Genomic DNA, 23905 nt, shown 5'->3' with positions numbered 1-23905 from the left:
GCCCGCTCCTACGCTGAACTCAGCTAGGCCAGGCAGGTGTCGCTCGCGCTACCAACGCCGTGACGTCCGCCCCGCGTGGCAGCGCACCGTATGCACGCCCGCCACCTGCCAGGCGGCTGCCGATGAACGCGTCGCTGACCGCCGCGTTACCCGCTTCGAGCAACAGCTTGGCCTGCAGGGCCAGGGCGATGTCTTCGGTCAACTGGCGGGCGCGGTACTGGATATCGCTGGTATCGGCAAAAGCCCCCTTGAGGTTGCCGATGTGCGCGGCCAGGCGCGGGTCGCCATGGCCATCGCCCAACTCGGTGAACAGCGCATCGAGCACGCCCGGCTCCTTGGACAATGCCCGTAGCACGTCCAGGCATTGAACGTTGCCAGAGCCCTCCCAGGTCGAGTTGACCGGCGCTTCGCGGTACAGCCTGGGCAGGATGCTGTCTTCTACATACCCGGCACCGCCCAGGCATTCGGCGGCTTCGTTGATCATGGCCGGCGCGCGCTTGCAGATCCAGTACTTGCCCACGGCCGTGACCAATCGGGCGAAGTGTGCTTGCTGCGGGTCATCGAGCTGTTCCAGGGCCTGGCCCATGCGCAGGCTCAAGGCCAGCGCCGCCTCGCTTTCCAGGGCCAGGTCGGCCAGTACGTTCTGCATCAGCGGCTGCTCGCTCAGCACCCGGCCACCGACCTTGCGGTGGGCACAGTGGTGGGTGGCCTGGGTCAAGGCCTGGCGCATCAGGGCGCTGGAACCGACCATGCAGTCGAAGCGGGTCATCGCCACCATCTCGATGATGGTCGGCACACCCCGCCCCTCCTCACCGATCATCCAGGCCAGGGCACCACGGAATTCCACTTCGCTGGAAGCGTTGGAGCTGTTGCCGAGCTTGTTTTTCAGGCGCTGGATGTAGAACTGGTTGCGGTTGTCATCCGGGCGATGGCGTGGCAACAGGAAGCAGCTCAGGCCTTTGTCGGTCTGGGCCAGGGTGAGGAAGGCATCGCACATTGGCGCCGAGCAGAACCACTTGTGCCCGACCAGCTCGTAGGGCTGGCCCGGCCCTGGGCTGCCGACCGGGTACGCGCGGGTGGTGTTGGCACGCACGTCGGTACCGCCCTGCTTTTCGGTCATGGCCATGCCGATGGTCACCCCGGCCTTGTGCCGGTCGCCGACATTGCGCGGGTCGTACTCGCGGGCGAGGATCTTCGGCAGCCAGTATTCGGCAAGCTCGGGTTGCAGCCTGAGCGCGGGGACGGCGGCAAAGGTCATGGTCAGCGGGCAGCCGGTGCCCGCTTCGGCCTGGCTGTGCAGGTAGGTCATCGACGCCCGGGCCACGTGCGCGCCGGGGCGGGGCTCGGCCCAGGGCAACGAAGGCAGGCCGTGCTCGACAGCCGTGCGCATCAGCTCATGGTAGGCGGGGTGGAATTCCACCAGGTCGATGCGATGGCCATAGCGGTCATGGCTGCTGAATTCCGGCTTGTGCGCGTTGGCCAGAAAGCCTGCAGCCATCAGCGGCCCGCCGGCCAAGGCACCGTAGGCGTCGATCCGCGACTCGGCCCAACCGGCCCCGAACCGCCGCGACCACTCTTGCAGCGGCAGGTCGAGGCGGTACAGGTTGGCGCCGTCGAGGGACGGCGGCTGGTTGGTGACTTCGTGGGTTTCAGCGTACTGGTGCAGGTTCATCGGAAACTCCTGGGGCCGTGTAGGGCTGAGAGTTCCAGTGAAGCACTCACTGCCGAGCAGTCAAAGTGACAAAAATGACTAAACGTGTAGCAGCCCAGGCCTGGTCAGAGGCGCGTTGCCCCCGACACAATCCTGCCCGGCGGCACCTGCACCTGCGAGATCGCCACATTGAGGCTCAATTCGAAGCGGCTGCCCAGCCCGCGCGTGGACTCATGCACCAACTTGCCACCCAGCACATCCGCCATCTGCCGACAGATCGACAGGCCGATGCCCAGCCCGCCATAACGCCGGGTCATCGAGCCATCGACCTGGAAGAAGCGCTGGTAGAGGATCGCCTGGTCCAGGTCATCGAAGCCGATACCGCTGTCACTGATGGTGAAGGTCAGCGCCAGGTTGTCCGGCCCCACGCGCCGGCCACGGACCTGCACCACCACCCCGCCCTGGTGGGTGAACTTGAGGCCGTTGTCGACCAGGCAACCCAGGCAACGCATCAGCTTCTGGGCATCGCCAAGCAACTCGTCCGGCAGTTCGGCAGGGATGTCCAGGCTCAGGTACAGCCCCTTGCCCAGGGCAGTTCCGGCGTAGCCCGCGCGTAAATCCTGGAGGGTGCGACGCAGGCTGAACGGCGCAGGCTGCGCGCGCAGGCGGCCGGCCTGCAATTCGGTGAGGGTGAGGATATCGTCGACCATATCCATCATGTTCTGCGACGACGCCACCGCTGTGCGATGGTACTGGGCCATTTCGGCGCTCAAGGGCAAGGTCTGCATCAGCTCCAGCGAACCGATCACACCATTCATCGGCGTGCGCAATTCGTGAGTGACCGTTGCGAGGAATTCGTCCTTGAGGAGGTTGCTCCTGGCCAGTTGCTGGTTCAGTTGCTCCAATGTCCGCCCGGTATCGCGCAGGGTCTGCGCCTGCTGCTCGCGCATGCTGTTGATGCGGTCAGCCAGGGCCAGCGACAACAGCGCCACTTCCAGCGCCGAGCCGAGCTGGCTGGCGTACATGGTAATGAACACATTAGGCAGGTAACCCAGCACCATCAGGGTGTTGACCAGCCCGCCGAGCAAGAACGCCGTCCAGGCAATGATGAACCAGCGCGCCACGCGCAAGCCGCGGGACCACGCGTACAACCCGGCAGTGAAGATGCTCACGGTGAACAACAGCGCCAGCACCGTGGCCATGCGCAAGGCAATGCCGTAAGGCATGCTCACTGCCAGCAGCATCACCACCACCCCACCCAGCATCAACAGTTGCAGCAGGCGGTCCAGGCCGCGGCTGACCTTGCCCAGACGCAGGAAATGGCGGGCGAACTGGCAGCCGAACACGCCCGCCGCCCCGATGAAAAGCGGTGTTGCAGCATTGGCCCACCAGGGGCTGTCCGGCCAGAAGTACGCCACCCCGGCGCCATTGACCGACACCTGGTACAGGCCGAACGAGGCGATGTAGAGGATGTAATAGAGGTAACTGACATCGCGCACGCTGAGGAAAATGAACAGGTTATAAACCAGCATCACCAACAATACGCCGTAGATGATCCCCAGCACGTACAGCCGGGTAGGCTGATCTTCCATGTACGCCTCGGCAGACCACAGTGCCAGCGGCGCCTGCACGGAGCCCTGGCTGTGCAGGCGCAAGTACACGGTGGTGGCCTGGCCGGGCTGCAGGGGCAATTCGAACAGATAGTTGTTCTGGCGGATCTGGCGGCTGTCGTAGGGCAAGGCGTCGCCGGTGCGTTGGGCGAGGCGGTAGCCGCCATCGGCACCCTGCAGGTAAAGCTCGAGGTGATCCAGCGGCGGGTAGGCCAGCTCCAGTAACCACTGGCGGGGTGTAGCGTCTGCCGAGGCTAGGTACCGCAGGTCGATCTTCAACCAGAACACCGAGGTCGAATACCCGGCGTTCAACACATCCTCACGGTGCACACGAAAACGGCTGGCGAACCCGGGCGCGGAAACCTGGGCAATACTGGCGCTGCCATCGCGGTCCTCATAGACCTGCATGACCTTGCCCAGTGGAAGGTGCCGGGTGGCATCGTCGAAATCGACCGCAGCGGCCAGCATGGGCAAGTAGCCCAGAAGCAAAATCAGCAAATAGCGCATACAGCCCCAGCATGGCCTGCTCGGTCGCGTCGCAGTGGCCTCCTATCCCTATGAGACGACGAAATCCGGCAAAGCCCGTTTATCGAGTTATCAGAGCACTCTAGCATAGCTTTCCACGCTGGCCATGAGCCACTTCAATTTTGGAAGAAAAGGCTCTAAATCAATGCTTTCGGCACTAACATCAACCCAAATCTGACCAACTGATCAACAAAACCCGTTTGTAGGACGATCCGCGCAAATGGGTTTGGTGGTAAGCTCGCCGACCATGAATACCTACAGCTCCCGCCCCGTTGTCCTCTGTCTCTCCGGCCACGACCCAAGTGGCGGCGCCGGCTTGCAGGCAGACATTGAAGCCCTGATCGCCCAAGGCTGTCATGCCGCACCTGCGGTAACTGCCCTGACCGTACAGGATACCGTCAACGTTTCCGACTTCCGCGTGCTCGACCGCGAGTGGGTGCTGGCCCAGGCCAACGCCGTGCTGGCCGACTCCACGGTGGCCGCGGTCAAGCTGGGCATGCTCGGCTCGATCGAAATGGTCGACACCGTCGCCGAATTGCTCAGTGCCCACCCGCACTTGCCAGTGGTCTGCGACCCGGTGCTGCGTGCCGGTGGCGGGGGCCGCCTGGGTAAGGACGAAGTCGGCTACGCCGTACGCGAACGCCTGCTGCCACTGGCCGCCATCGCCACGCCCAACCTGCCCGAAGCGCGCATCCTCGCCGAACTGCCCGAAGGTACTGCCGACGAGTGTGCCGAAAAACTGTTGCCGTTTTGTAGACACCTGCTGATTACCGGTGGTCACGGCGACGAAGACGAAATCCACAACCGCCTGTATAGCCGCGATGGCCAGCGCCATACCTGGACCTGCCAGCGCCTGCCCGGCAGCTACCACGGTTCGGGTTGCACCCTGGCCAGCACCTTGGCCGGCCGCCTGGCCTTGGGCGAAGCACTGCAAAGCGCCGTGCGCAGCGCGCTGGACTACACCTGGCGCACCCTGCGTGACGCCGAGCAGCTGGGCAAGGGCCAGTTCGTGCCGCGCCGCCTGCCCCTGGACTTCTGCTCCTGATACGAGGCTTTCCGATGAAGCTACGCGGTCTGTATGCAATCACCGACAGCCAGCTGCTCGCCGGCCGTTTCCTGTCCCACGTCGAGGCAGCACTGGAAGGCGGCGTGTGCCTGCTGCAGTACCGCGACAAAAGCGATGATGCCGCCCGTCGCCTGCGCGAAGCCGAAGCCTTGATGAAGCTCTGCGAGCGCTACGGCACGCAGCTGCTGATCAACGACGATGCCGAACTGGCCGCGCGCCTTGGCGTCGGCGTTCACCTGGGCCAGACGGATGGCCCGCTGACCCCGGCCCGTGCCCTGCTGGGCCGCCAGGCCATCATCGGCTCGACCTGCCACGCCAGCCTCGAACTGGCTGCCCAGGCCGCCAGCGAGGGCGCCAGCTATGTCGCCTTCGGCCGTTTTTTCAATTCCGTGACCAAGCCCGGTGCGCCCGCTGCCAACGTCGAGTTGCTGCAACAGGCCCGGGCCCAGGTCAGGCTGCCGATCGCCGTGATCGGCGGCATCACCCTCGACAACGCCGCCCCGCTGGTCGCCCACGGTGCCGACCTGCTGGCGGTGATCCATGGCTTGTTCGGTGCCGACAGCGCGCAGGAAGTCACCCGCCGCGCCCGCGCCTTCAACGCCCTGTTCGCTTCCTGATTTCGAGAGAAGATCCCATGTCCCGTTCCGAATCCCTGTTCGCCCAAGCCCAGAAGCACATCCCCGGCGGCGTCAACTCGCCAGTCCGCGCCTTCAAGAGCGTCGGCGGCACCCCCCTGTTCTTCAAGCATGCCGAAGGTGCGTATGTCACCGACGAGGACGACAAGCGCTACGTCGACTACGTAGGCTCCTGGGGCCCGATGATTCTTGGCCACGGCCACCCGGACGTGCTGGACGCCGTGCGTAACCAGTTGCAGCACGGCTTGTCCTACGGGGCACCGACCGCGATGGAAACCGAGATGGCCGACCTGGTCTGCTCGCTGGTGCCGTCGATGGAGATGGTGCGCATGGTCAGCTCCGGCACCGAAGCCACCATGAGCGCGATCCGCCTGGCCCGTGGCTACACCGGCCGCGACGCCATCATCAAGTTCGAAGGCTGCTACCACGGCCACTCCGACAGCCTATTGGTCAAGGCCGGCTCCGGCTTGCTGACCCAGGGCGTGCCGAGCTCGGCGGGCGTACCGGCGGACTTCGCCAAACACACCCTGACCCTGCCGTTCAACGACATCGCCGCCGTCGAGAAAACCTTGGCCGAAGTCGGCCAGACCGTGGCCTGCATCATCGTCGAGCCGGTGGCCGGCAACATGAACTGCGTACCGCCCGCACCAGGTTTTCTCGAAGGCCTGCGCGAGCAGTGTGACAAGCACGGCGTGGTGCTGATCTTCGACGAAGTGATGACCGGCTTCCGTGTATCGCTCGGCGGTGCCCAGGGCTACTACGGCATCACCCCAGACTTGTCGACCTTCGGCAAGATCGTCGGCGGTGGCATGCCGGTGGGCTGCTTCGGCGGCAAGCGTGAAATCATGGGCTGCATCGCCCCGCTGGGCCCGGTGTACCAGGCCGGCACACTGTCGGGAAACCCGCTGGCCATGGCCGCCGGCCTGACTACCCTGAAGCTGATCAGCCGCCCGGGCTTCCATGACGAACTGACCGCCTACACCAGCCGCATGCTCGACGGCCTGCAGCAACTGGCCGATGCCGCTGGCGTACCGTTCGTCACCACCCAGGCAGGCGCGATGTTCGGCCTCTACTTCAGCGGCGCCGACGACATCGTCACCTTCGACGACGTGATGGCCAGCGACGCAGACCGCTTCAAGCGCTTCTTCCACCTGATGCTCGAAGGTGGTGTTTACCTGGCACCGAGTGCGTTCGAGGCGGGCTTTACCTCGATCGCCCATGGCGAAGCCGAGCTGAAGATCACCCTGGATGCCGCTGAAAAAGCGTTTGCCAAGCTGAAGTAAACGACACTCCGCACCGGCCTCATCGCGGATGAATCCGCTCCTACGCTCGCTGATGAATCCGCTTCTACGCTCGTTGTAGGGGCGGATTCATCCGCGACGAGGCCGGTACAAGCAATAAAATCTCTTCCTTCATCAGCAAGTTTGCCCACCAACACAGAAATTCGAGTAAAACTTTGTAAGGTAGGCGCTGCTTATCCCATAATGTGCCACCAGAGACCTTGGCCGTAGCTTTGCAGAGGTAAGTCGATCCCCATGAACCGCACCGGCCGCGCCCTGACACTGGGCTGCCTGTTGCTTCTTCAGCCCCTGCTGGCACTGGCGGAGGGCGGTAACTCGTTGCTGATTCCGGCAACGGGGCGCTGCACGCTCAATGTCCAGCCAGAAGACCAGGCCAACGCCCTCAAGGCTTGCGAGCAGACGGCGGCGACCGGGGACGCCCAAGCGCAGTTCGAACTGGGTGAGTACTACTACACGCAAACGCCCAAAGACCTGAAAAAGGCCGTGGACTGGTTCGGCAAGGCCTCGCTGCAGGGCCATGCCGACGCGCAATACCGCCTCGGCGCCATGTTCTTCCATGGCGAAGGCGTCAAGGCCAACAACGTGCAGGCTTATATTCTGCTGAAGATGGCCGCCGTCAACGGCGCCGAAGACGCGCTGGACATGGCTGACGAAGTCACCGAGCAGATGCCCCGCGACGAACTGGAACACGCCACCCAGGTGCTCGGCCAGATCTTCCGCAAGTACCTGCTGGAGCTGCAGAACGCCGAAGGCCGCACACCGTTCTCGCCACTTCCCTGACTGTACTTACTTCTCCGGCATCGGCATCGGGAACGGCATCACATTGCCACCACCCTTGGCCTCGCTGATCTTTGCCGTGCCCAGCCGCTCCACTTCGTCGATGCGCACGATCGAGTGCATCGGCACGAAGCTGCGGATCACGCCCTCGAACTGGTTCTTCAGTTTCTCTTCACTCGGATCGACGACGATCTGGGCGCGCTCACCGAAGACGAATTCCTCGATTTCCAAAAAGCCCCACAGGTCACTCTGGTAGATCTGCTTGGCATACATCTCGAAGACCTGCCCCTGGTTGAGGAAGATCACTTTATAGATGGCGGGTTCGCGTTTGCTCATGTTGGGCGGGATAACACATGCGTAAGAAAAGGCGCGCATCATAGCAGTGCCAGCCGCTACGCGGGTGAACCCGAGCCCACAGCCTTGAAAACGCTGCAGTACTTGTGGAAGCGGGTTTACCCGCAAAGCGGCCGGGACAGGCCACACATACCCTTGATCGTTTCAGTGCTTTCGCCCCTGCCCTTCAAGGGTTATTCTTGGGTTCACCCTTATTGCCGTCGAGCGGCTTAAAACGACCTTGAACGCACCCATAGAACCCCATCGTTTCATCCTCGAACCTTTCGAGGCCCACCGTTTCGCCAACCTGTGCGGCCAGTTCGACGAGCACTTGCGCCTCATCGAGCAACGCCTGGCCATCGAGATCCGCAACCGCGGCAATCAATTCGAGCTGATCGGCGAACCCAAGACCACTTCTGCTGCCGAGCAACTGCTGCGCCGCCTCTACCGTGAGGCCAAGGCTACCGAGCTGTCGCCGGAGACCGTGCACCTGTACCTGCAGGAATCGACCGTCGAGGCGCTCGACAACCCGGCGGTGAACGAGGTCAGCGTCTCGTTGCGCACGCGCAAGGGCAACATTCGCCCGCGCGGGGTCAACCAGCAGCGCTACGTGAAAGAAATCCTCGCCAACGACATCAACTTCGGTGTTGGCCCGGCCGGTACCGGCAAGACCTATCTTGCCGTGGCCTGCGCCGTGGATGCCCTGGAGCGCGAGCAAGTGCGCCGCATCCTGCTGGTCCGCCCGGCGGTCGAAGCCGGCGAGAAGCTCGGCTTCCTGCCTGGCGACCTGGCCCAGAAAATCGACCCGTACCTGCGCCCGCTGTATGACGCCCTGTATGAAATGCTCGGCTTCGAGCACGTTGCCAAGCTGATCGAGCGCCAGGTGATCGAGATCGCCCCGCTGGCCTACATGCGTGGCCGCACCCTGAACAACAGCTTCATCATCCTCGACGAGAGCCAGAACACCACGCTCGAGCAGATGAAGATGTTCCTCACCCGCATCGGCTTTGGCTCCACCGCAGTGATCACTGGCGACATCACCCAGGTCGACTTGCCACGCGGCACCAAGTCGGGCCTGGCCCACGTGATCGAGGTGCTCAAGGACGTTCCGGGTATCAGTTTTACCCACTTCCAACCCAAAGATGTGGTTCGTCACCCACTGGTGCAACGTATCGTCGAAGCCTACGACCGCTTCGAAGCCCGTCAGGCCAAGCCCGAGGTCAGCAACAAAGATGCTTGAACTTGACCTGCAACGGGCCACGGACGCCGCTGCCCCTGACGATGCTGCCTTCCGCCGCTGGTGCGAACTGGCCTTGCGCCAGCGCACGGCCGATTCGGAAATGACCATCCGCCTGGTCGACGAAGCCGAAGGCCGCGAGCTCAACCACACCTACCGGCACAAAGACTACGCGACCAATGTGCTGTCGTTCCCGGCCGACGTGCCCGACGAACTGCTCGACATCCCGCTGCTGGGCGACCTGGTGATCTGCGTGCCAGTGGTCGAACGCGAGGCTGCCGAACAGGGCAAGGCACTGGAGGCGCACTGGGCGCACCTGGTCATTCACGGGTGCCTGCACCTGCTCGGCTACGACCACATCGAAGACGATGAGGCCGAGGAAATGGAAGCGCTGGAACGGGAATTGCTGGCAGAACTGGGTCACCCTGACCCGTATGCCGACGATGAAAACGAATCAATCACACACTGATACTGCAAGGATCACGAGAACCGCCATGAGCGAAGATCGATCGAGCAACGGGCAAAAGTCCTGGCTGGGTAAACTGACCCAGGCTTTTGCCCATGAGCCGAAAAACCGTCAGGAGCTCCTTGAGCTGCTGCGCGAAGCCCATCAGAACAAGCTGCTCGACAGCGAAGCGCTGACCATCGTCGAAGGTGCCATCCAGGTCGCGGACCTCCAGGTACGCGACATCATGGTCCCCCGTTCGCAGATGATCAGCATCAAGGCTACCCAGTCGCCCCGCGAATTCCTGCCGGCCATCATCGATGCCGCGCACTCGCGCTACCCGGTGATCGGTGAGAGCCATGACGATGTGCTCGGGATCCTGCTGGCCAAGGACCTGCTGCCGCTGATCCTCAAGGAAAACGGCGACAGCTTCAACATCAAGGACCTGCTGCGCCCCGCCACCTTCGTACCCGAGTCCAAGCGGCTGAACGTGCTGCTGCGCGAGTTCCGCGCCAACCACAACCACATGGCCGTCGTCATCGACGAATACGGCGGCGTGGCGGGCCTGGTGACCATCGAGGACGTACTCGAGCAGATCGTCGGTGACATCGAAGACGAGCATGACGTCGAGGAAGACAGCTACATCAAGCCACTGCCCAGCGGCGATTTCCTGGTCAAGGCACTGACGCCGATCGAGAACTTCAACGAGTTCTTCGACAGCCAGTTCTCCGACGACGAGTTCGACACAGTGGGCGGCCTGGTGATGAGCGCCTTCGGCCACTTGCCCAAGCGCAACGAGACCACTGAAATCGGCACCTACAAGTTCCGTATTCTCAATGCCGACAGCCGGCGGATACACTTGCTGCGCCTGACACCGATCACCCGTTAAGGACAAACATGCGTTGGATCACCCGCCCCGGCTGGCCCGGTAACCTGCTGGCCCTGGCGGCCGGCGCCTCTACCCTTCTGGCCCTGGCGCCATTCGACATCTGGCCGCTGGCCTTGCTGTCGATCGCGGTGCTCTACCTCGGCCTGCGCGAGCTTACCCCGCGTCAGGCCATGTGGCGCGGCTGGTGCTTTGGTTTCGGCCTGTACGGTGCTGGCACCTGGTGGATCTACGTCAGCATGAACACCTACGGCGGCGCCTCGCCGCTGCTGGCGATCGTGCTGCTGCTGGCGTTCTTCGCCGCCCTCGCCTGGTTTTTCGCCTTGCCTGCCTGGCTATGGGCACGTTGGCTGCGGCGCAACGAGGCACCGCTGGCTGACGCCCTGTGCTTTGCCGCGTTGTGGCTGCTGCAAGAGGCCTTCCGCGGCTGGTTCCTGACCGGCTTCCCATGGCTGTATGCCGGTTACAGCCAACTAGATGGCCCACTGGCCGGCCTGGCGCCGCTGGGCGGCGTTTGGCTGATTTCCTTTGCCCTGGCGTTGACTGCTGCCCTGCTGTGCAACCTGCACCGCCTGCGCGCACGCCCTTCGTTTCTGGCCGTGGGCGCCCTGCTGCTGCTGGCCCCTTGGGTAATCGGCATGGCACTTAAGGGCCACGCCTGGACCCAACCGGCTGGCGACCCGCTCAAGGTTGCGGCCTTGCAGGGCAACGTCGAGCAGGAACTGAAGTGGGATCCGGCGCACATCGATGCGCAACTGGCGCTGTACCGCGACATGAGCTTCAGCTCTAAACCTGTGGACCTGCTGGTCTGGCCCGAAACTGCCGTGCCGATCCTCAAGGACCAGGCGCAAGGCTACATCGACGTCATGGGCCGTTTTGCCGCTGATCGCCACTCGGCGCTGATCACCGGTGTGCCGGTGCGCGAAGTGGTGCATCACCAGCGCCGTTACTACAACGGCGTGACCGTCACCGGCGAGGGCGACGGCACCTACCTCAAGCAGAAGCTGGTGCCGTTTGGCGAATACGTGCCGTTGCAGGACATGCTTCGCGGCATGATCGAGTTCTTCAACCTGCCCATGTCGGACTTCGCCCGCGGCCCTGAAGACCAGCCATTGCTGCAGGCCAAGGGTTACCAGATTGCCCCGTACATCTGCTACGAAGTGGTCTACCCGGAGTTCGCGGCAAGCCTGGCGGCACGCAGTGACCTGTTGCTGACCATCAGCAACGACACCTGGTTCGGTACCTCGATCGGCCCGCTGCAGCACCTGCAGATGGCGCAGATGCGTGCACTGGAGGCCGGCCGCTGGATGATCCGGGCCACCAACAACGGCGTGACCGCGCTGATCGACCCGTTTGGCCGGATTACTGCCGAGGTGCCGCAGTTCAAGCGCGCGGTGTTGTATGGCGAGGTGGTGCCGATGCAGCAGCTGACACCATACCTGCAATGGCGCTCGTGGCCGCTGGCAATTGTGTGTGTGCTGGTGTTTGTGTGGGCGCTGGCGGCTGGGCGGATTGCCAAGACGGTCTGATGTAGCCTCCACTGGCCTCTTCGCGGGGCAAGCCCGCTCCCACAGGTATACCACCGGAGTCGAATACCGTGGTGCACCTGTGGGAGCGGGCTCCCCCCGCGAAGAGGCCGGTGCTGACAGCCAACCATTCAGTAGAACACCCGATACCCCACCAACCCCACCGCTTCATTCAGCAACTGCCCGCTCTGCCACATCGCACGGCTTTCCGGCAGCAACCCGGCAAACGGCCGGGCATGATCGCGCCCAAGGAACCCCATCGGCGCTGGCACCACCTCGAACCCCGCCTGCTCGAAGCTCAACCGCGAGCGCTGCATGTGCCAGGCCTGGGTCACCACCACCACCCGGCGAATACCCAGCGGTTGCAGGATGTCCGCACTGAACCGGGCATTTTCCCAAGTGGTGCGGCTGGCCTCCTCCTTCCACTTCACCTCGACGGCAAAGTCTTCGCGCAGCCTGTCGGCCATCAAGCGCGCCTCACTGGGCGGCGTGCCGTAGTGCAGACCGCCACTGGTCAGTACCGGCAAACCCGAAGCCTTCGCCAGGCGCGCGGCAAAGCGCATGCGCTCCAGGGCCGTCGCCGTAGGCTGGTCATCGCCACCCCAGGCCGGGTCACCGCGTTCTCGCCCCGCGCCTAATACCACAATGGCATCGGCACGGTTGGCCAAGCTTGCCCATTCGCTTACCGCCAGGGGCGGCTCGGTTTCCAGAAGGCGCGCGCCCTGCTGTACCACCAGCGGCAAGCTCATCAGCCACAAGCCGCCCAGCCCGAGCACGAAGCACGCTGCAGCCAACCGCGGGCGACGGCTGCGCAGCCACCAGGCGGCAAGCAGCAGCAGGAACAGGATGCCTGGTGGCATCAACCATTGTTTGATGAAGAATCGAAGCGGCATCGGCCACACCTCCTTGGCAGGCGTGCAGCCTAAGAGGATCGGCGCCGGTCAACAAGTGCGTAGCCGGCGCCGATCGTGAGAAGTGTGTGTGAAGTACCGGCGCGATGGCCTGCGCCTGGCGGCCTGAACGGCTAGCGATGCGGCAGCGTCCTGGATCTCGCCGTCGTGGCGGGGCGTTTCTTGTCCTTGAGCCAGATGATCTTTGCCGATGTCGGTTCCGCTTGTGGGTATGTACCGGCAGTGGCATTACGGCGTTCCGGAAGCGTCTCCAGGTAAGCCTTGATCACTTCGAACTCTGCATGACTCAAACCGCGCAATTCCAGCTCGGCTGGCATCTCGTCGCGCAATCGTACCGACGTCCTGGCAACTTCCAATGCCAGGCCAAGACGGTCGATCAGGCGTTCGTAAAGCTCCGGTTTGCTTGCGGTAAGCTGCGTCTCTCCCATCCGTTCACCTCATTGAAGATAAAGAATATCTCCCCCCACAACTGAGCTTAGCGGCGCTATGAAAAGCAGCCGGATGCAGCGACCAGCGGGCATTCGCAATCAGGGTTTCCCACGATGCGCGGCGCTGCTGTATGCTACGGCGTTCACCCTCATGACACCGGAGTGCCGGCCGCAGCGAGGTTCCGCTGCCTGGAACAAGGTCTCTTCTCTCTCAGCCAAAAGTAGCCATGCACGAACAATACACGCCCCGTGATATCGAAGCCGCCGCCCAGCATTTCTGGGACGAGCAACAGTCGTTCGCTGTTACCGAACAGCCAGGCAAAGACACCTACTATTGCCTATCGATGTTCCCGTACCCGAGCGGCAAGCTACACATGGGCCACGTTCGCAACTACACCATCGGCGACGTGATTGCCCGCTACCAGCGCATGCTGGGCAAAAACGTCCTGCAGCCGATGGGCTGGGACGCCTTCGGCATGCCTGCGGAAAACGCGGCGATGAAAAACAACGTCGCCCCGGCCAAGTGGACATACGAAAACATCGACTACATGAAGACCCAGCTCAAGAGCCTGGGCCTGGCCATCGATTGGGCACGTGAAGTCACCACCTGCAAGCCGGACTACTACCGCTGGGAACAGTGGCTGTTCACCCGCCTGTTCGAAAAAGGCATCATCTACCGCAAGAACGGTACCGTGAACTGGGACCCGGCCGACCAGACCGTGCTCGCCAACGAGCAGGTCATCGATGGCCGCGGCTGGCGTTCCGGCGCGCTGATCGAAAAGCGCGAAATCCCGATGTACTACTTCCGCATCACTGACTACGCCGACGAGCTGCTGGAAAGCCTCGACGAGCTGCCGGGCTGGCCTGAACAGGTCAAGACCATGCAGCGCAACTGGATCGGCAAGTCGCGCGGCATGGAAGTGCAGTTCCCTTACGACCAGGCGAGCATCGGCCACGAAGGCACCCTCAAGGTCTTCACTACCCGTCCAGACACCCTGATGGGCGCAACCTACGTTGCCGTCGCCGCCGAACACCCACTGGCTACTCAGGCCGCCCAGGGCAACCCGGCGCTGCAGGCGTTTATCGACGAGTGCAAGAGCGGCAGCGTCGCCGAAGCCGACATGGCCACCCAGGAGAAGAAGGGCATGGCCACTTCCCTGCTGGTCGAGCACCCGCTGACCGGCGAGAAGCTGCCAGTGTGGGTCGCCAACTACGTGCTGATGCACTACGGCGACGGCGCCGTGATGGCCGTGCCGGCCCACGACGAGCGCGACTTCGAGTTCGCTCACAAGTACAACCTGCCGGTCAAGGCCGTGGTGCGCACCAGCGCTGGCGATGAAGTCAGCAGCGAGTGGCAGGCTGCCTACGGCGAGCATGGCCAGTTGATCAACTCCGGCGAATTCGACGGCCTGGACTTCGCTGGCGCCTTCGACGCCATCGAAGCCGCGCTGATCCGCAAGGACCTGGGCAAATCGCGCACTCAGTTCCGCCTGCGCGACTGGGGTATCAGCCGCCAGCGCTACTGGGGCTGCCCGATCCCGATCATCCACTGCCCGTCCTGCGGAGACGTGCCGGTACCGGAAGACCAGCTGCCGGTCACCCTGCCCGAGAACGTGGTGCCGGACGGCGCCGGTTCGCCACTGGCGCGCATGCCTGAGTTCTACGCGTGCACCTGCCCTAAATGTGGCACCGCGGCCAAGCGCGAAACCGACACCATGGACACCTTCGTGGAATCGTCCTGGTATTTCGCCCGCTACGCCTCGCCCAACTATGACCAGGGCCTGGTCGACCCGAAAGCCGCCAACCACTGGTTGCCGGTCGATCAGTACATCGGCGGCATCGAGCACGCGATCCTGCACCTGCTGTACGCGCGTTTCTTCCACAAGTTGATGCGTGACGAAGGCCTGGTCACCTCCAACGAGCCCTTCAAGAACCTGCTGACCCAGGGCATGGTGGTCGCCGAGACCTACTACCGCGTTGCCAGCAATGGCGGCAAGGACTGGTTCAACCCGGCCGACGTCGAAATCGAGCGCGATGCCAAGGCCAAGATCATTGGCGCACGCCTGAAGACCGACGGCCTGCCGGTGGAAATCGGCGGCACCGAGAAGATGTCTAAGTCGAAGAACAACGGCGTCGACCCGCAGTCGATGATCGAAGCCTACGGCGCCGACACCTGCCGCCTGTTCATGATGTTCGCTTCGCCGCCCGACATGAGCCTGGAATGGTCCGATTCCGGCGTCGAGGGTGCCAGCCGCTTCCTGCGCCGGGTCTGGCGCCTGGCCCAGGGCCACGTCAGCCAAGGGCTGCCGGGCAAGCTGGACACCGCTGCACTGAGCGACGAACAGAAGGTCGTCCGCCGTGCCATCCATGCCGCCATCAAGCAGGCCAGTACCGATATCGGCCAGTACCACAAGTTCAACACCGCCATCGCCCAGGTGATGACCGTGATGAACGTGCTGGAGAAGGCCCCGCAGGCCACCGAGCAAGACCGTGCCCTGCTGCAGGAAGGCCTGGAAGCCGTAACCCTGCTGCTGGCCCCGATCACCCCGCACATCAGCCATGAGCTGTGGCAGCAACTGGGCCACGCAGGCTCGGTGATCGATGCCGCTTGGCCAAGCGTGGATGAACAAGCGCTGGTGCAGGACACCATTACCCTGGTGGTTCAGGTCAACGGTAAACTGCGTGGCCAGGTAGAGATGCCGGCCGCTGCCAGCCGCGAAGAAGTCGAAGCCGCCGCCCGCAGCAACGAAAACGTCCTGCGCTTCATCGATGGCCTGACCATCCGCAAGGTCATCGTGGTACCGGGCAAGCTGGTCAACATCGTCGCCAACTGATGGCAACGCCCACCTGCAGCCAGTGCAGGTGGGCGGTATCGGCCCACAAGGGAGCTACAACATGATCAAACGCAATCTGCTGGTAATGGGCCTGGCCGTAATGCTCAGCGCCTGCGGTTTCCAGCTGCGCGGCACCGGCACCAACGAACTCAGCGTCAAGGAGATGGACGTCGGCGCACGCAACGCCTACGGCCAGACCGTTGTCCAGCTGCGCCAGGCTCTGGAGCGTAGCGGCGTCAACGTTCACACCGGCGCACCTTATCGCCTGGAGCTGACCAACGAGCAGGAAAACCAGCGCTCGGCGAGTTACAGCGGCGGCAGCCGTACGGCCGAATACGAGCTGACCACCACGCTCAACTACAGCATCCTGGGCCTGAACAACCTGGAGCTGCTGAGCGACAAAGTTGAAGTGCGCAAGATCTACGTGCGTGACGGTGGCAATATCACCGGCTCCGACCAGGAAGCCAGCCAGGCCCGCGTGGAAATGCGCCGCGAACTGGTGCAGTCGATGATGGCGCGCCTGCAGAACCTGACCCCGACGCAGCTTGACGAGCTGCAGCGCAAGGCCGACGAACGCGCCAAGGCCGAAGCCGACGCGCTGGAAGCCGCGCGCCGCCAGCAGGCGGAAACGCCGCAGCAGTCGCCACTGGAAATCCCGGGCAACTAAGCCCGCGCGGGGCACCCCGGTGCCCCGCCTGTTTCCCATGAAACTCGCCCCCGCCCAACTCAACAAGCACCTGCAAGGCGCCTTGGCCCCGGTCTACGTGGTCAGCGGCGACGACCCGCTGCTGTGTCAGGAAGCTGCCGACGCCATCCGTAATACGGCGCGTCAGCAAGGTTTCGACGAGCGCCAGGTGTTCAGCGCCGACGCCAACTTCGACTGGGGCACCCTGCTCCAGGCCGGTGCCAGCCTGTCGCTGTTCGCCCAGCGCCGCCTGCTGGAGCTGCGCCTGCCCTCGGGCAAGCCCGGTGACAAAGGCGCCGCAGCCTTGATGGAGTACTGCGCCAACCCCGCCGAAGACACCTTGCTGTTGGTCAGCCTGCCCAAGCTCGATGGCAGCGCGCAGAAGACCAAGTGGGGCAAGGCCCTGATCGAAGGCGCCCACTGCCAGTTCATCCAGATCTGGCCGGTGGATGCCCAGCAGTTGCCGCAATGGATCAACCAACGCTTGGCGCAAGCAGGTCTTTCGGCCCAGCGCGACGCGGTCGACCTGATCGCCGCGCGGGTCGAAGGCAACCTGCTGGCCGCAGCGCAAGAAATCGAAAAGCTCAAGCTGCTTGCCGAGGGCAACCAGATCACCGTCGAAACCGTACAGTCGGCTGTTGCCGACAGTGCGCGCTTCGATGTCTTCGGCCTGGTCGATGCCATCCTCAATGGCGAGGCCGCACATGCCCTGCGCATGCTCGAAGGCCTGCGCGGTGAAGGGGTGGAGCCACCGGTGATTCTCTGGGCACTGGCCCGTGAACTGCGCCTGCTGGCCGGGCTGGCGCAGCAGTTCAGCCAGGGTGTGCCGCTGGACAAGGCGTTCAGCCAGGCCCGCCCACCGGTGTGGGACAAACGCCGGCCGCTGGTCAGCAAAGCCCTGCAGCGCCTTTCGGCGCAGCGCTGGGCACAGTTGCTGCAGGATGCCCAACGTATCGACGCACAAATCAAAGGGCAGGCTGAGGGGTCGCCGTGGACCGGGCTATCGCGGCTGTCGCTGCTCATGGCCGGCCAGCGCCTGGCGCTGCCTGCGGAGTAAGCGCCGAGGGCCATACACACAATCAATTGGCCCTCCCCCTCCCCTCAGGCCTAGAGTCCACCCGCACTCCACCCCAACGGGAACCTCGCCATGAGCAAAAAGCCGAAAAAGCACGGCCCCAACAAGGCCAAATCCATCGTCGCCCAGCCACTGTTCCGCTGCCGCCAGGAACAACCGGACAAGGGCAAAGGCAGCTACCGCCGCGAAGCCTTCCAATCGAGAGATTGGGAGGCTTCTTACTTTTTGGCCGCATGAAAGCATCGAAAGCGCAGGCATGGTATGGTCGGCACCTGACCTGAAATTCTGGATCTGTGCATGCTCTTCAGTCTTCTCCCTCGTTGGAAATCCCGCCAGCTGATCGCGGCCTCCAGCTTCATCCTGCTCGTCGCCTGCGCGGAAAAACCCACCGCCGCCGACGCCCTGCCGCTGGCCCCCGCCCAGCCCGCGCCAGCAGTCACCCTGCCCAGCGCCACGACCGACGTCAGTACTGAAATCCAGCCGCTGCAAACCTTTGCACAGTGGCAGGCCGGCTTCCGTGAACAAGCCTTGCAAGCCGGCATTTCGGCAAGCACCTTCGACCGCGCGTTCCTCGGCGTCACGCCGGACATGGACGTGATCAAGGCCGACCGCAGCCAGCCCGAATTCACCCGGCCCGTGTGGGAGTACCTCGAAGGCGCGTTGTCGCCGCTGCGGGTGCGTAACGGCAAAAAGCTGCTCGAGCAGAATGCTGAACTGCTGACCCGCCTGGAGCAGCGTTATGGCGTTGACCGCCAGGTACTGGTTTCGGTGTGGGGCATGGAGAGTAATTTTGGCCAGTTCCAGGGCAGCAAGTCGGTGATCCGCTCGCTGGCCACGCTGGCCTACGAAGGCCGCCGGCCGCAGTTCGCCCAAGACCAGCTGATCGCCGCCCTGCAGATCATCCAGCACGGCGATATCCAGCCCGAGGCCATGCGTGGCTCGTGGGCCGGCGCCATGGGCCAGACCCAGTTCATCCCGACCACCTACAACACCCATGCGGTGGACTTCGACGGCGATGGCCGTCGCGACATCTGGAACAGCACGCCGGACGCCCTGGCGTCCACGGCCCACTACCTGCAGAGCTCCGGCTGGAAACGCGGTCAGCCTTGGGGCTTCGAGGTACAGGTACCGGCAGGTTTCGACTACTGGCTGGCCGACGGCTCGCTGCGCAAGCCTGTCAGCGAATGGCTGCAGATGGGTGTGAAGCTACCGGCAGGCACACAGCTGCCCGCCAACAGCAACCAGCTCTCTGCTGCACTGCTGCTGCCGGCAGGCGCCCGTGGCCCGGCGTTTCTGGTGCTGGACAACTTCCGCGCCATCCTCAAGTACAACAACTCGTCGTCCTATGCCCTGGCCGTAAGCTTGCTGGGGGACCGCTTCTCGGGCTGGGGCTTCATTGCCGGCAGCTGGCCGAAGGAAGACCTGCCGCTGAGCCGCAGCGAGCGCATGGAGTTGCAGAACCTGCTCAATGCCAGCGGGCACCAGGCGGGCAACCCGGATGGCATCATCGGAGCCAATACCCGCAAGGCCATCCGCAATGCGCAGCAGGGGCTGGGCTGGCCAGCAGATGGGTACCCCACGCACAAGCTGCTCGATAGCCTGCGCCAACAGTAATGCTGGGAGTGGCCGGCAAGCCGGTTCCCACAGGCGTAGCGCAAGCCTTGTAGGAGCTGGCTTGCCGGCGATGGGCCGCAAAGCGGCCCCAACCCTCTCAAGCCTTGAACAAATCCTGCGCCAACACCAGGCTCTGCGCCTCGCTGTCCAGCACCACCTCAGCCCCCATCGGCAAACACACATTCGGATCACAATGCCCACTGCGCCACCCGGCTAGCACCGGCACACCCAGCGGCCCGAAGATGTCGTGCAACAATGGCGTCAACGCCGCCACGGTAATCCCGGCAAAATCCCCCACAAGCACCCCCTTCACGCCCGCCAGCTTGCCAGCAAGGCGCAACTGGGTCAGCAAGCGGTCCACCCGATAAAGCGGCTCGTTAACGTCCTCGATGAACAGGATGCAGCCCTGCGTATCGATTTCGGCCAGCGTACCCATGGTAGCGCCCAGGATCGACAAGTTGCCGCCCAGCAGACGCCCCCTTGCAACACCCGGCACCACGCTGCTCAAGGGGAACTCGGCGGGATGAACAAGCGTATCCCCCGCCGCTAACGCCCCACTCAACTGTGCCACCAGCGAAGACTCGGTCGGCGCGAGCTTGGCGCCGAGCAAGTCGGCATTGAGCATGGCCCCGTGGAACGTGACCAAACCGGTTTTGCGGTAGATGGCCATGTGCAACGCGGTAATGTCGCTGTAGCCGATCAGCGGCTTGGGGTTGCGCCGGATCAGGCCGAAGTCGAGCCTGTCGAGCAGGCGCATGCTGCCGTAACCACCGCGCATGCACAGGATCGCGTCGATCGCCGGGTCTGCGAAGGCGTCGTGCAGGTCCTGCACGCGTTGCTGATCGGAGCCTGCCAGGTAGCCCTGGGCCTGCTCCACGCCTGGGTAGATACGGCAGCGGTAGCCACGCTCGGCGAACCACTGGCTGGCCTTTTGTGCGTCCAGCCGGGCTGGGCCGGCTGGGGCGACGATGGCAAAGCAGGCATTGCCCGGCACTGCAGCAGGAAGGCGGGATTCAAAGGTTTCGGCGCAATTCATCGCAACTCCTTGCAGCGCATGGCACACAAACAAAAATGCCGATGCCACCTTTCGGCGCGCATCGGCATGGGTAGCTCAAACCAGGATCAGAGCTTGATCTTGGCTTCGTGAGCCTGCTGGTCGGCGTGGTAGGACGAGCGCACCAACGGGCCCGAAGCGACGTTCTTGAAGCCCATCTTGTAACCTTCCTCGGCGAACCAGGCGAAGGTGTCCGGGTGCACAAAGCGCTGCACCGGCAAGTGGCTGCGCGAAGGCTGCAGGTACTGGCCGAGGGTCAGCATGTCGATGTCATGCTCGCGCATGCGGTGCATCACCTCGATCACTTCCTCGTCGGTTTCACCCAGGCCGAGCATCAGGCCCGACTTGGTCGGCACGTGCGGGACCAGCTGCTTGAACTTCTGCAGCAGGTCCAGCGACCAATCGTAGTCCGAACCCGGGCGCGCAGCCTTGTAAAGGCGCGGTACGGTTTCGAGGTTGTGGTTGAAGACATCCGGCGGCTCTTGCGCGGTGATCTCCAGCGCCACGTCCATGCGGCCGCGGTAGTCCGGCACCAGGGTTTCCAACTGCACGCCCGGCGACAGCGCGCGAATTTCGCGGATGCAGTCGGCGAAGTGCTGGGCACCCCCGTCACGCAGGTCGTCGCGGTCCACCGAAGTGATCACCACGTACTTCAGGCGCAGGTCGGCAATGGCCACGGCCAGGTTCTTCGGCTCGTCCACGTCCAGTGGCTTCGGTCGGCCGTGGCCGACGTCGCAGAACGGGCAGCGACGGGTGCAGATGTCACCCATGATCATGAAGGTTGCGGTGCCACCGGAGAAGCATTCGCCCAGGTTCGGGCAGGACGCCTCTTCGCACACGCTGTGCAGCTTGTGCTTGCGCAGCAGCTGCTTGATGCGGTCAACCTCAGGGGAAACCGGGATGCGCACGCGGATCCAGTCGGGCTTCTTTGGCAGTTCATCGGTGGGGATGATCTTCACCGGGATGCGCGCCACCTTGTCGGCGCCACGCAGCTTGACCCCAGCTTCCACCTTCTTCGGCGCTGGGCGCGGGGTGGCATCCTGGGTAGGTATCAGGTTCGGCACGGCTTCTTGCACAGTTGTCATATTCAGTCGATTCCGCCCGTCAGGGTCGTCTGCTCAGCATAGTCGAGGTGCTTGACCAGCTGTCCGCGCAGCCTTGTCCTGACCTCGTCGAGTTCGATCGGGCCTGCCAGGTCACGCAGCTGGGTCATGGCCAGCCCCGCATACCCACAGGGGTTGATTCGGCGGAATGGAGCAAGGTCCATGTCCACATTCAGAGCAAGGCCGTGGAAGCAACGGCCGTTGCGGATTCGCAGGCCGAGGGAGGCGATTTTCGCTCCATCGACATAGACACCCGGCGCATCGGGCTTGGCCGCAGCAGTGACACCGTAGCTGGCGAGCAGCTCGATGAGTGTCTGCTCGATGCGGCTGACCAGTTCGCGCACGCCAAAGCCCAGGCGGCGCACGTCCAGCAACAGGTAGGCCACCAGTTGCCCGGGGCCGTGGTAGGTCACCTGGCCGCCACGGTCGGTCTGCACCACCGGAATGTCGCCCGGCACCAGCAGGTGCTCGGCCTTACCGGCCTGGCCCTGGGTGAAGACCGCGGGGTGCTCGACCAGCCAGATTTCGTCCTGGCTGTCGGGGCTACGCTGCTCGGTGAAGCGACGCATGGCTTGCAGCACCGGTTCATAGGGCTGCAGGCCAAGATCGCGAAAACCGAGACAAAGGGACATCAAAGCACCATTTTCACGATGCCGGTCGCGCGCAGGGCACTGTTGATGTCGTGCAGCTGGTCTTCGCTGGTGGCAACGATGTGCAGCTGCACAGTGGTGTACTTGCCTTCCTTGCTCTGGCGCTCGGCCAGCGTGGCAAGGTCGACCTTGGCGTGCTTGCTGAGAATCTCGATCACCGTGTCCTTGAAGCCGACAACGGTATCGCCGATGACCTTGATCGGGTAATCGGCGCAAGGGAATTCGATTTTGTGCGACTTGACGTCAGGTTCGCTCATGGCGGAAACGGCCTCGTAAGCCGTGGCAACAACAACGCCCCCGCAACGATCAGCGGGGGCGTGGCAGGTCACGTTATCAGTTGAACAACCCGTAGAAGAATAGACGGATGCTATCCCACATACGACGGATGAAACCACCTTCCTCGACGCCATCGAGGGCGATCAGGTCGGCGCTGTGAACCACGTTCTCATCCAGTTTGACTTCCACTTTGCCGATCACGTCACCTTTGGCGATCGGTGCGGTGAGCTGCGGGTTCATGGTCATCGAAGCCTGCAGGCGCTTCAATTGGCCTTTAGGCATAGTCATGGTCAGGTCGTCAGCCAGGCCAGCCTTGACGATGCTGGTGGCGCCTTTCCAGACCGGAGCCTGAGCCAGCTCGGTGCCCTTCTGGTAGAAGGTCTGGGTTTCGAAGAAGCGGAAACCGTAGGTCAGCAGCTTCTGGGTCTCGGCAGCACGCGATTGTTCGCTGTTGGTGCCGAACACCACGGCGATCAGGCGCTGGCCGTCACGCACGGCCGAAGCGACCATACAGTAGCCGGCTTCGTCGGTGTGGCCGGTTTTCAGGCCATCGACCGTCTTGTCACGCCACAGCAGCAGGTTGCGGTTCGGCTGCTTGATGTTGTTCCAGAAGAACTCTTTCTGCGAGTAGATCGCGTAGTGCGCCGGGTCGACGTTGATGATCGCGCGCGCCAGCGAGGCCATGTCGTGGGCCGAGGAGTAATGCTCCGGGTTCGGCAGGCCAGTGGGGTTCATGAAGTGGCTGTTGGACATGCCCAGGTCGGCCGCAGTCTTGTTCATCATGTCGGCAAAGGCGTCTTCGCTGCCGGCGATGTGCTCGGCCAGGGCGACCGATGCATCGTTGCCCGACTGGATGATGATGCCGTGCAGCAGGTCGCTGACGGTCACCTGGCTGCCAACCTTGATGAACATGCGCGAACCGCCGGTACGCCAGGCGTTCTCGCTGACGGTAACCGGGTCGTTCTCGCCGATCTGGCCACGGCGGATGTCCAGGGTGGCGATGTAGGCGGTCATCAGCTTGGTCAAGCTGGCCGGCGGCAGGCGCTCGTCACCATTGTTCTCGACCAGCACGTTGCCGCTGGACGCGTCCATGAGTACGTAGGACTTGGCTGCCAATTGCGGAGGTGCAGGCATCATCTGCTCTGCCGCGAAGGCGACAGGCGTGATCAGCAGCAGTACAGGCAGGCAAAGTCGTTTGGCAAGGTTGGTGATGTTCATCCGTCTCTCGAAAATCGCTAATGGTCTGAGATGTTCCCTGGGCCACGTCGTGTGCCCAGCGCCAG

23 protein-coding genes are annotated in these 23905 nt (G+C 63.5%); 13 read left to right on the top strand and 10 right to left on the bottom strand.

Annotated elements, in window-relative coordinates; translation table 11 throughout:
- Positions 1–19: 19 nt before the first annotated feature.
- Complete coding sequence (locus tag ACFY68_RS18785; protein WP_387530233.1) at positions 20–1672, bottom strand: acyl-CoA dehydrogenase family protein; 1653 nt, start codon at positions 1670–1672, stop codon at positions 20–22.
- A 104-nt stretch (positions 1673–1776) separates the two neighbouring features.
- Positions 1777–3768 carry a 7TM diverse intracellular signaling domain-containing protein gene (locus tag ACFY68_RS18780; RefSeq protein WP_387530230.1) on the bottom strand — a complete coding sequence of 664 codons (1992 nt, stop codon included), beginning with the start codon at positions 3766–3768 and terminating at the stop codon, positions 1777–1779.
- A 265-nt stretch (positions 3769–4033) separates the two neighbouring features.
- Here ACFY68_RS18780 and ACFY68_RS18775 point away from each other — a divergent pair, with 265 nt between their 5' ends.
- From ACFY68_RS18775 to ACFY68_RS18760, 4 genes are all read left to right on the top strand, one after another.
- On the top strand, positions 4034–4831 hold the full coding sequence (locus tag ACFY68_RS18775) for a hydroxymethylpyrimidine/phosphomethylpyrimidine kinase (RefSeq protein WP_346614699.1): 798 nt from the start codon (positions 4034–4036) through the stop codon (positions 4829–4831).
- Between the two features lie 14 nt (positions 4832–4845).
- Complete coding sequence (gene thiE, locus ACFY68_RS18770) at positions 4846–5469, top strand: thiamine phosphate synthase (protein WP_387530227.1); 624 nt, start codon at positions 4846–4848, stop codon at positions 5467–5469.
- Between the two features lie 17 nt (positions 5470–5486).
- The gene (gene hemL / locus ACFY68_RS18765) at positions 5487–6770 is read left to right on the top strand and encodes a glutamate-1-semialdehyde 2,1-aminomutase (RefSeq protein ID WP_346614597.1); all 1284 of its coding nucleotides are present in this window, start codon (positions 5487–5489) and stop codon (positions 6768–6770) included.
- Between the two features lie 252 nt (positions 6771–7022).
- Positions 7023–7568, top strand: a complete 546-nt coding sequence (locus tag ACFY68_RS18760) for a tetratricopeptide repeat protein (protein ID WP_346614598.1) — start codon at positions 7023–7025, stop codon at positions 7566–7568.
- Positions 7569–7574: 6 nt separating this feature from the next.
- On the opposite strand, the gene ACFY68_RS18755 is transcribed toward ACFY68_RS18760, so the two are convergent.
- Positions 7575–7901 carry a DUF1820 family protein gene (locus tag ACFY68_RS18755; RefSeq protein ID WP_346614599.1) on the bottom strand — a complete coding sequence of 109 codons (327 nt, stop codon included), beginning with the start codon at positions 7899–7901 and terminating at the stop codon, positions 7575–7577.
- 238 nt (positions 7902–8139) lie between these two features.
- On the opposite strand from ACFY68_RS18755, the gene ACFY68_RS18750 reads away from it, so the two are divergent.
- From ACFY68_RS18750 to lnt, 4 genes are read left to right on the top strand one after another with little or no spacing between them, the layout of a single operon-like run.
- Positions 8140–9138 (top strand): PhoH family protein, encoded by a 999-nt coding sequence (locus tag ACFY68_RS18750; protein ID WP_346614600.1) that lies wholly within the window; start codon positions 8140–8142, stop codon positions 9136–9138.
- Positions 9131–9604, top strand: coding sequence for an rRNA maturation RNase YbeY (gene ybeY / locus ACFY68_RS18745; RefSeq protein WP_387530223.1), 474 nt, complete (start codon positions 9131–9133; stop codon positions 9602–9604). The genes ACFY68_RS18750 and ybeY overlap by 8 nt, the downstream gene beginning before the upstream one ends.
- Before the next feature lie 25 nt (positions 9605–9629).
- Positions 9630–10469, top strand: a complete 840-nt coding sequence (locus ACFY68_RS18740) for an HlyC/CorC family transporter (protein ID WP_346614602.1) — start codon at positions 9630–9632, stop codon at positions 10467–10469.
- A gap of 8 nt (positions 10470–10477) precedes the next feature.
- Positions 10478–11995 (top strand): apolipoprotein N-acyltransferase, encoded by a 1518-nt coding sequence (gene lnt / locus ACFY68_RS18735; protein ID WP_387530220.1) that lies wholly within the window; start codon positions 10478–10480, stop codon positions 11993–11995.
- A 128-nt stretch (positions 11996–12123) separates the two neighbouring features.
- Here lnt and ACFY68_RS18730 read toward each other — a convergent pair whose 3' ends face one another.
- Together ACFY68_RS18730 and ACFY68_RS18725 are read right to left on the bottom strand one after the other, a co-directional pair.
- A complete protein-coding gene (locus tag ACFY68_RS18730; RefSeq protein ID WP_387530217.1) occupies positions 12124–12885 on the bottom strand; it encodes a YdcF family protein in 762 nt (253 codons plus the stop codon).
- A 131-nt stretch (positions 12886–13016) separates the two neighbouring features.
- Positions 13017–13331, bottom strand: a complete 315-nt coding sequence (locus ACFY68_RS18725; RefSeq protein WP_346614605.1) for a hypothetical protein — start codon at positions 13329–13331, stop codon at positions 13017–13019.
- Between the two features lie 227 nt (positions 13332–13558).
- Here ACFY68_RS18725 and leuS point away from each other — a divergent pair, with 227 nt between their 5' ends.
- From leuS to ACFY68_RS18700, 5 genes are all read left to right on the top strand, one after another.
- The gene (gene leuS / locus ACFY68_RS18720; RefSeq protein WP_387530214.1) at positions 13559–16165 is read left to right on the top strand and encodes a leucine--tRNA ligase; all 2607 of its coding nucleotides are present in this window, start codon (positions 13559–13561) and stop codon (positions 16163–16165) included.
- 61 nt (positions 16166–16226) lie between these two features.
- Positions 16227–16832, top strand: a complete 606-nt coding sequence (lptE, locus tag ACFY68_RS18715) for an LPS assembly lipoprotein LptE (RefSeq protein ID WP_387530211.1) — start codon at positions 16227–16229, stop codon at positions 16830–16832.
- Positions 16833–16869: 37 nt separating this feature from the next.
- The gene (gene holA, locus ACFY68_RS18710; RefSeq protein ID WP_387530209.1) at positions 16870–17907 is read left to right on the top strand and encodes a DNA polymerase III subunit delta; all 1038 of its coding nucleotides are present in this window, start codon (positions 16870–16872) and stop codon (positions 17905–17907) included.
- A gap of 90 nt (positions 17908–17997) precedes the next feature.
- Positions 17998–18162, top strand: coding sequence for an alternative ribosome rescue factor ArfA (gene arfA / locus ACFY68_RS18705; protein ID WP_016501800.1), 165 nt, complete (start codon positions 17998–18000; stop codon positions 18160–18162).
- Positions 18163–18222: 60 nt separating this feature from the next.
- The gene (locus tag ACFY68_RS18700) at positions 18223–19539 is read left to right on the top strand and encodes a lytic murein transglycosylase (protein WP_387530206.1); all 1317 of its coding nucleotides are present in this window, start codon (positions 18223–18225) and stop codon (positions 19537–19539) included.
- Positions 19540–19636: 97 nt separating this feature from the next.
- Here ACFY68_RS18700 and ACFY68_RS18695 read toward each other — a convergent pair whose 3' ends face one another.
- From ACFY68_RS18695 to ACFY68_RS18675, 5 genes are all read right to left on the bottom strand, one after another.
- Positions 19637–20575 (bottom strand): LD-carboxypeptidase, encoded by a 939-nt coding sequence (locus ACFY68_RS18695; protein ID WP_387530203.1) that lies wholly within the window; start codon positions 20573–20575, stop codon positions 19637–19639.
- Positions 20576–20661: 86 nt separating this feature from the next.
- On the bottom strand, positions 20662–21678 hold the full coding sequence (lipA, locus tag ACFY68_RS18690) for a lipoyl synthase (protein WP_346614611.1): 1017 nt from the start codon (positions 21676–21678) through the stop codon (positions 20662–20664).
- 2 nt (positions 21679–21680) lie between these two features.
- The gene (gene lipB / locus ACFY68_RS18685) at positions 21681–22328 is read right to left on the bottom strand and encodes a lipoyl(octanoyl) transferase LipB (RefSeq protein ID WP_346614612.1); all 648 of its coding nucleotides are present in this window, start codon (positions 22326–22328) and stop codon (positions 21681–21683) included.
- A complete protein-coding gene (locus tag ACFY68_RS18680; RefSeq protein ID WP_346614613.1) occupies positions 22328–22603 on the bottom strand; it encodes a DUF493 domain-containing protein in 276 nt (91 codons plus the stop codon). Before ACFY68_RS18680 ends, lipB begins: the two co-directional genes overlap by 1 nt.
- Before the next feature lie 76 nt (positions 22604–22679).
- Positions 22680–23840 (bottom strand): D-alanyl-D-alanine carboxypeptidase family protein, encoded by a 1161-nt coding sequence (locus tag ACFY68_RS18675; protein WP_346614614.1) that lies wholly within the window; start codon positions 23838–23840, stop codon positions 22680–22682.
- Positions 23841–23905: the final 65 nt, after the last annotated feature.

Source organism: Pseudomonas sp. NPDC012596, from assembly GCF_042902325.1.
Lineage (GTDB): Bacteria > Pseudomonadota > Gammaproteobacteria > Pseudomonadales > Pseudomonadaceae > Aquipseudomonas.
The sequence above is the reverse complement of the archived record's forward strand: the minus strand, read 5'-3'. Positions and strand labels throughout refer to the sequence as shown.

Excerpts from the sequence above, each read along its gene's own strand:
- lnt (WP_387530220.1), top strand. The coding sequence starts at position 10,478 with ATGCGTTGGATCACCCGCCCCGGCTGGCCCGGTAACCTGCTGGCCCTG.
- hemL (WP_346614597.1), top strand. The coding sequence starts at position 5,487 with ATGTCCCGTTCCGAATCCCTGTTCGCCCAAGCCCAGAAGCACATCCCC.
- lipA (WP_346614611.1), bottom strand. The coding sequence starts at position 21,678 with ATGACAACTGTGCAAGAAGCCGTGCCGAACCTGATACCTACCCAGGAT.
- ybeY (WP_387530223.1), top strand. The coding sequence starts at position 9,131 with ATGCTTGAACTTGACCTGCAACGGGCCACGGACGCCGCTGCCCCTGAC.
- lptE (WP_387530211.1), top strand. The coding sequence starts at position 16,227 with ATGATCAAACGCAATCTGCTGGTAATGGGCCTGGCCGTAATGCTCAGC.
- ACFY68_RS18740 (WP_346614602.1), top strand. The coding sequence starts at position 9,630 with ATGAGCGAAGATCGATCGAGCAACGGGCAAAAGTCCTGGCTGGGTAAA.
- ACFY68_RS18760 (WP_346614598.1), top strand. The coding sequence starts at position 7,023 with ATGAACCGCACCGGCCGCGCCCTGACACTGGGCTGCCTGTTGCTTCTT.
- leuS (WP_387530214.1), top strand. The coding sequence starts at position 13,559 with ATGCACGAACAATACACGCCCCGTGATATCGAAGCCGCCGCCCAGCAT.
- thiE (WP_387530227.1), top strand. The coding sequence starts at position 4,846 with ATGAAGCTACGCGGTCTGTATGCAATCACCGACAGCCAGCTGCTCGCC.
- holA (WP_387530209.1), top strand. The coding sequence starts at position 16,870 with ATGAAACTCGCCCCCGCCCAACTCAACAAGCACCTGCAAGGCGCCTTG.
- ACFY68_RS18755 (WP_346614599.1), bottom strand. The coding sequence starts at position 7,901 with ATGAGCAAACGCGAACCCGCCATCTATAAAGTGATCTTCCTCAACCAG.
- ACFY68_RS18675 (WP_346614614.1), bottom strand. The coding sequence starts at position 23,840 with ATGAACATCACCAACCTTGCCAAACGACTTTGCCTGCCTGTACTGCTG.
- ACFY68_RS18780 (WP_387530230.1), bottom strand. The coding sequence starts at position 3,768 with ATGCGCTATTTGCTGATTTTGCTTCTGGGCTACTTGCCCATGCTGGCC.
- ACFY68_RS18785 (WP_387530233.1), bottom strand. The coding sequence starts at position 1,672 with ATGAACCTGCACCAGTACGCTGAAACCCACGAAGTCACCAACCAGCCG.
- ACFY68_RS18725 (WP_346614605.1), bottom strand. The coding sequence starts at position 13,331 with ATGGGAGAGACGCAGCTTACCGCAAGCAAACCGGAGCTTTACGAACGC.
- ACFY68_RS18775 (WP_346614699.1), top strand. The coding sequence starts at position 4,034 with ATGAATACCTACAGCTCCCGCCCCGTTGTCCTCTGTCTCTCCGGCCAC.
- arfA (WP_016501800.1), top strand. The coding sequence starts at position 17,998 with ATGAGCAAAAAGCCGAAAAAGCACGGCCCCAACAAGGCCAAATCCATC.
- lipB (WP_346614612.1), bottom strand. The coding sequence starts at position 22,328 with ATGTCCCTTTGTCTCGGTTTTCGCGATCTTGGCCTGCAGCCCTATGAA.
- ACFY68_RS18695 (WP_387530203.1), bottom strand. The coding sequence starts at position 20,575 with ATGAATTGCGCCGAAACCTTTGAATCCCGCCTTCCTGCTGCAGTGCCG.
- ACFY68_RS18700 (WP_387530206.1), top strand. The coding sequence starts at position 18,223 with ATGCTCTTCAGTCTTCTCCCTCGTTGGAAATCCCGCCAGCTGATCGCG.
- ACFY68_RS18730 (WP_387530217.1), bottom strand. The coding sequence starts at position 12,885 with ATGCCGCTTCGATTCTTCATCAAACAATGGTTGATGCCACCAGGCATC.
- ACFY68_RS18680 (WP_346614613.1), bottom strand. The coding sequence starts at position 22,603 with ATGAGCGAACCTGACGTCAAGTCGCACAAAATCGAATTCCCTTGCGCC.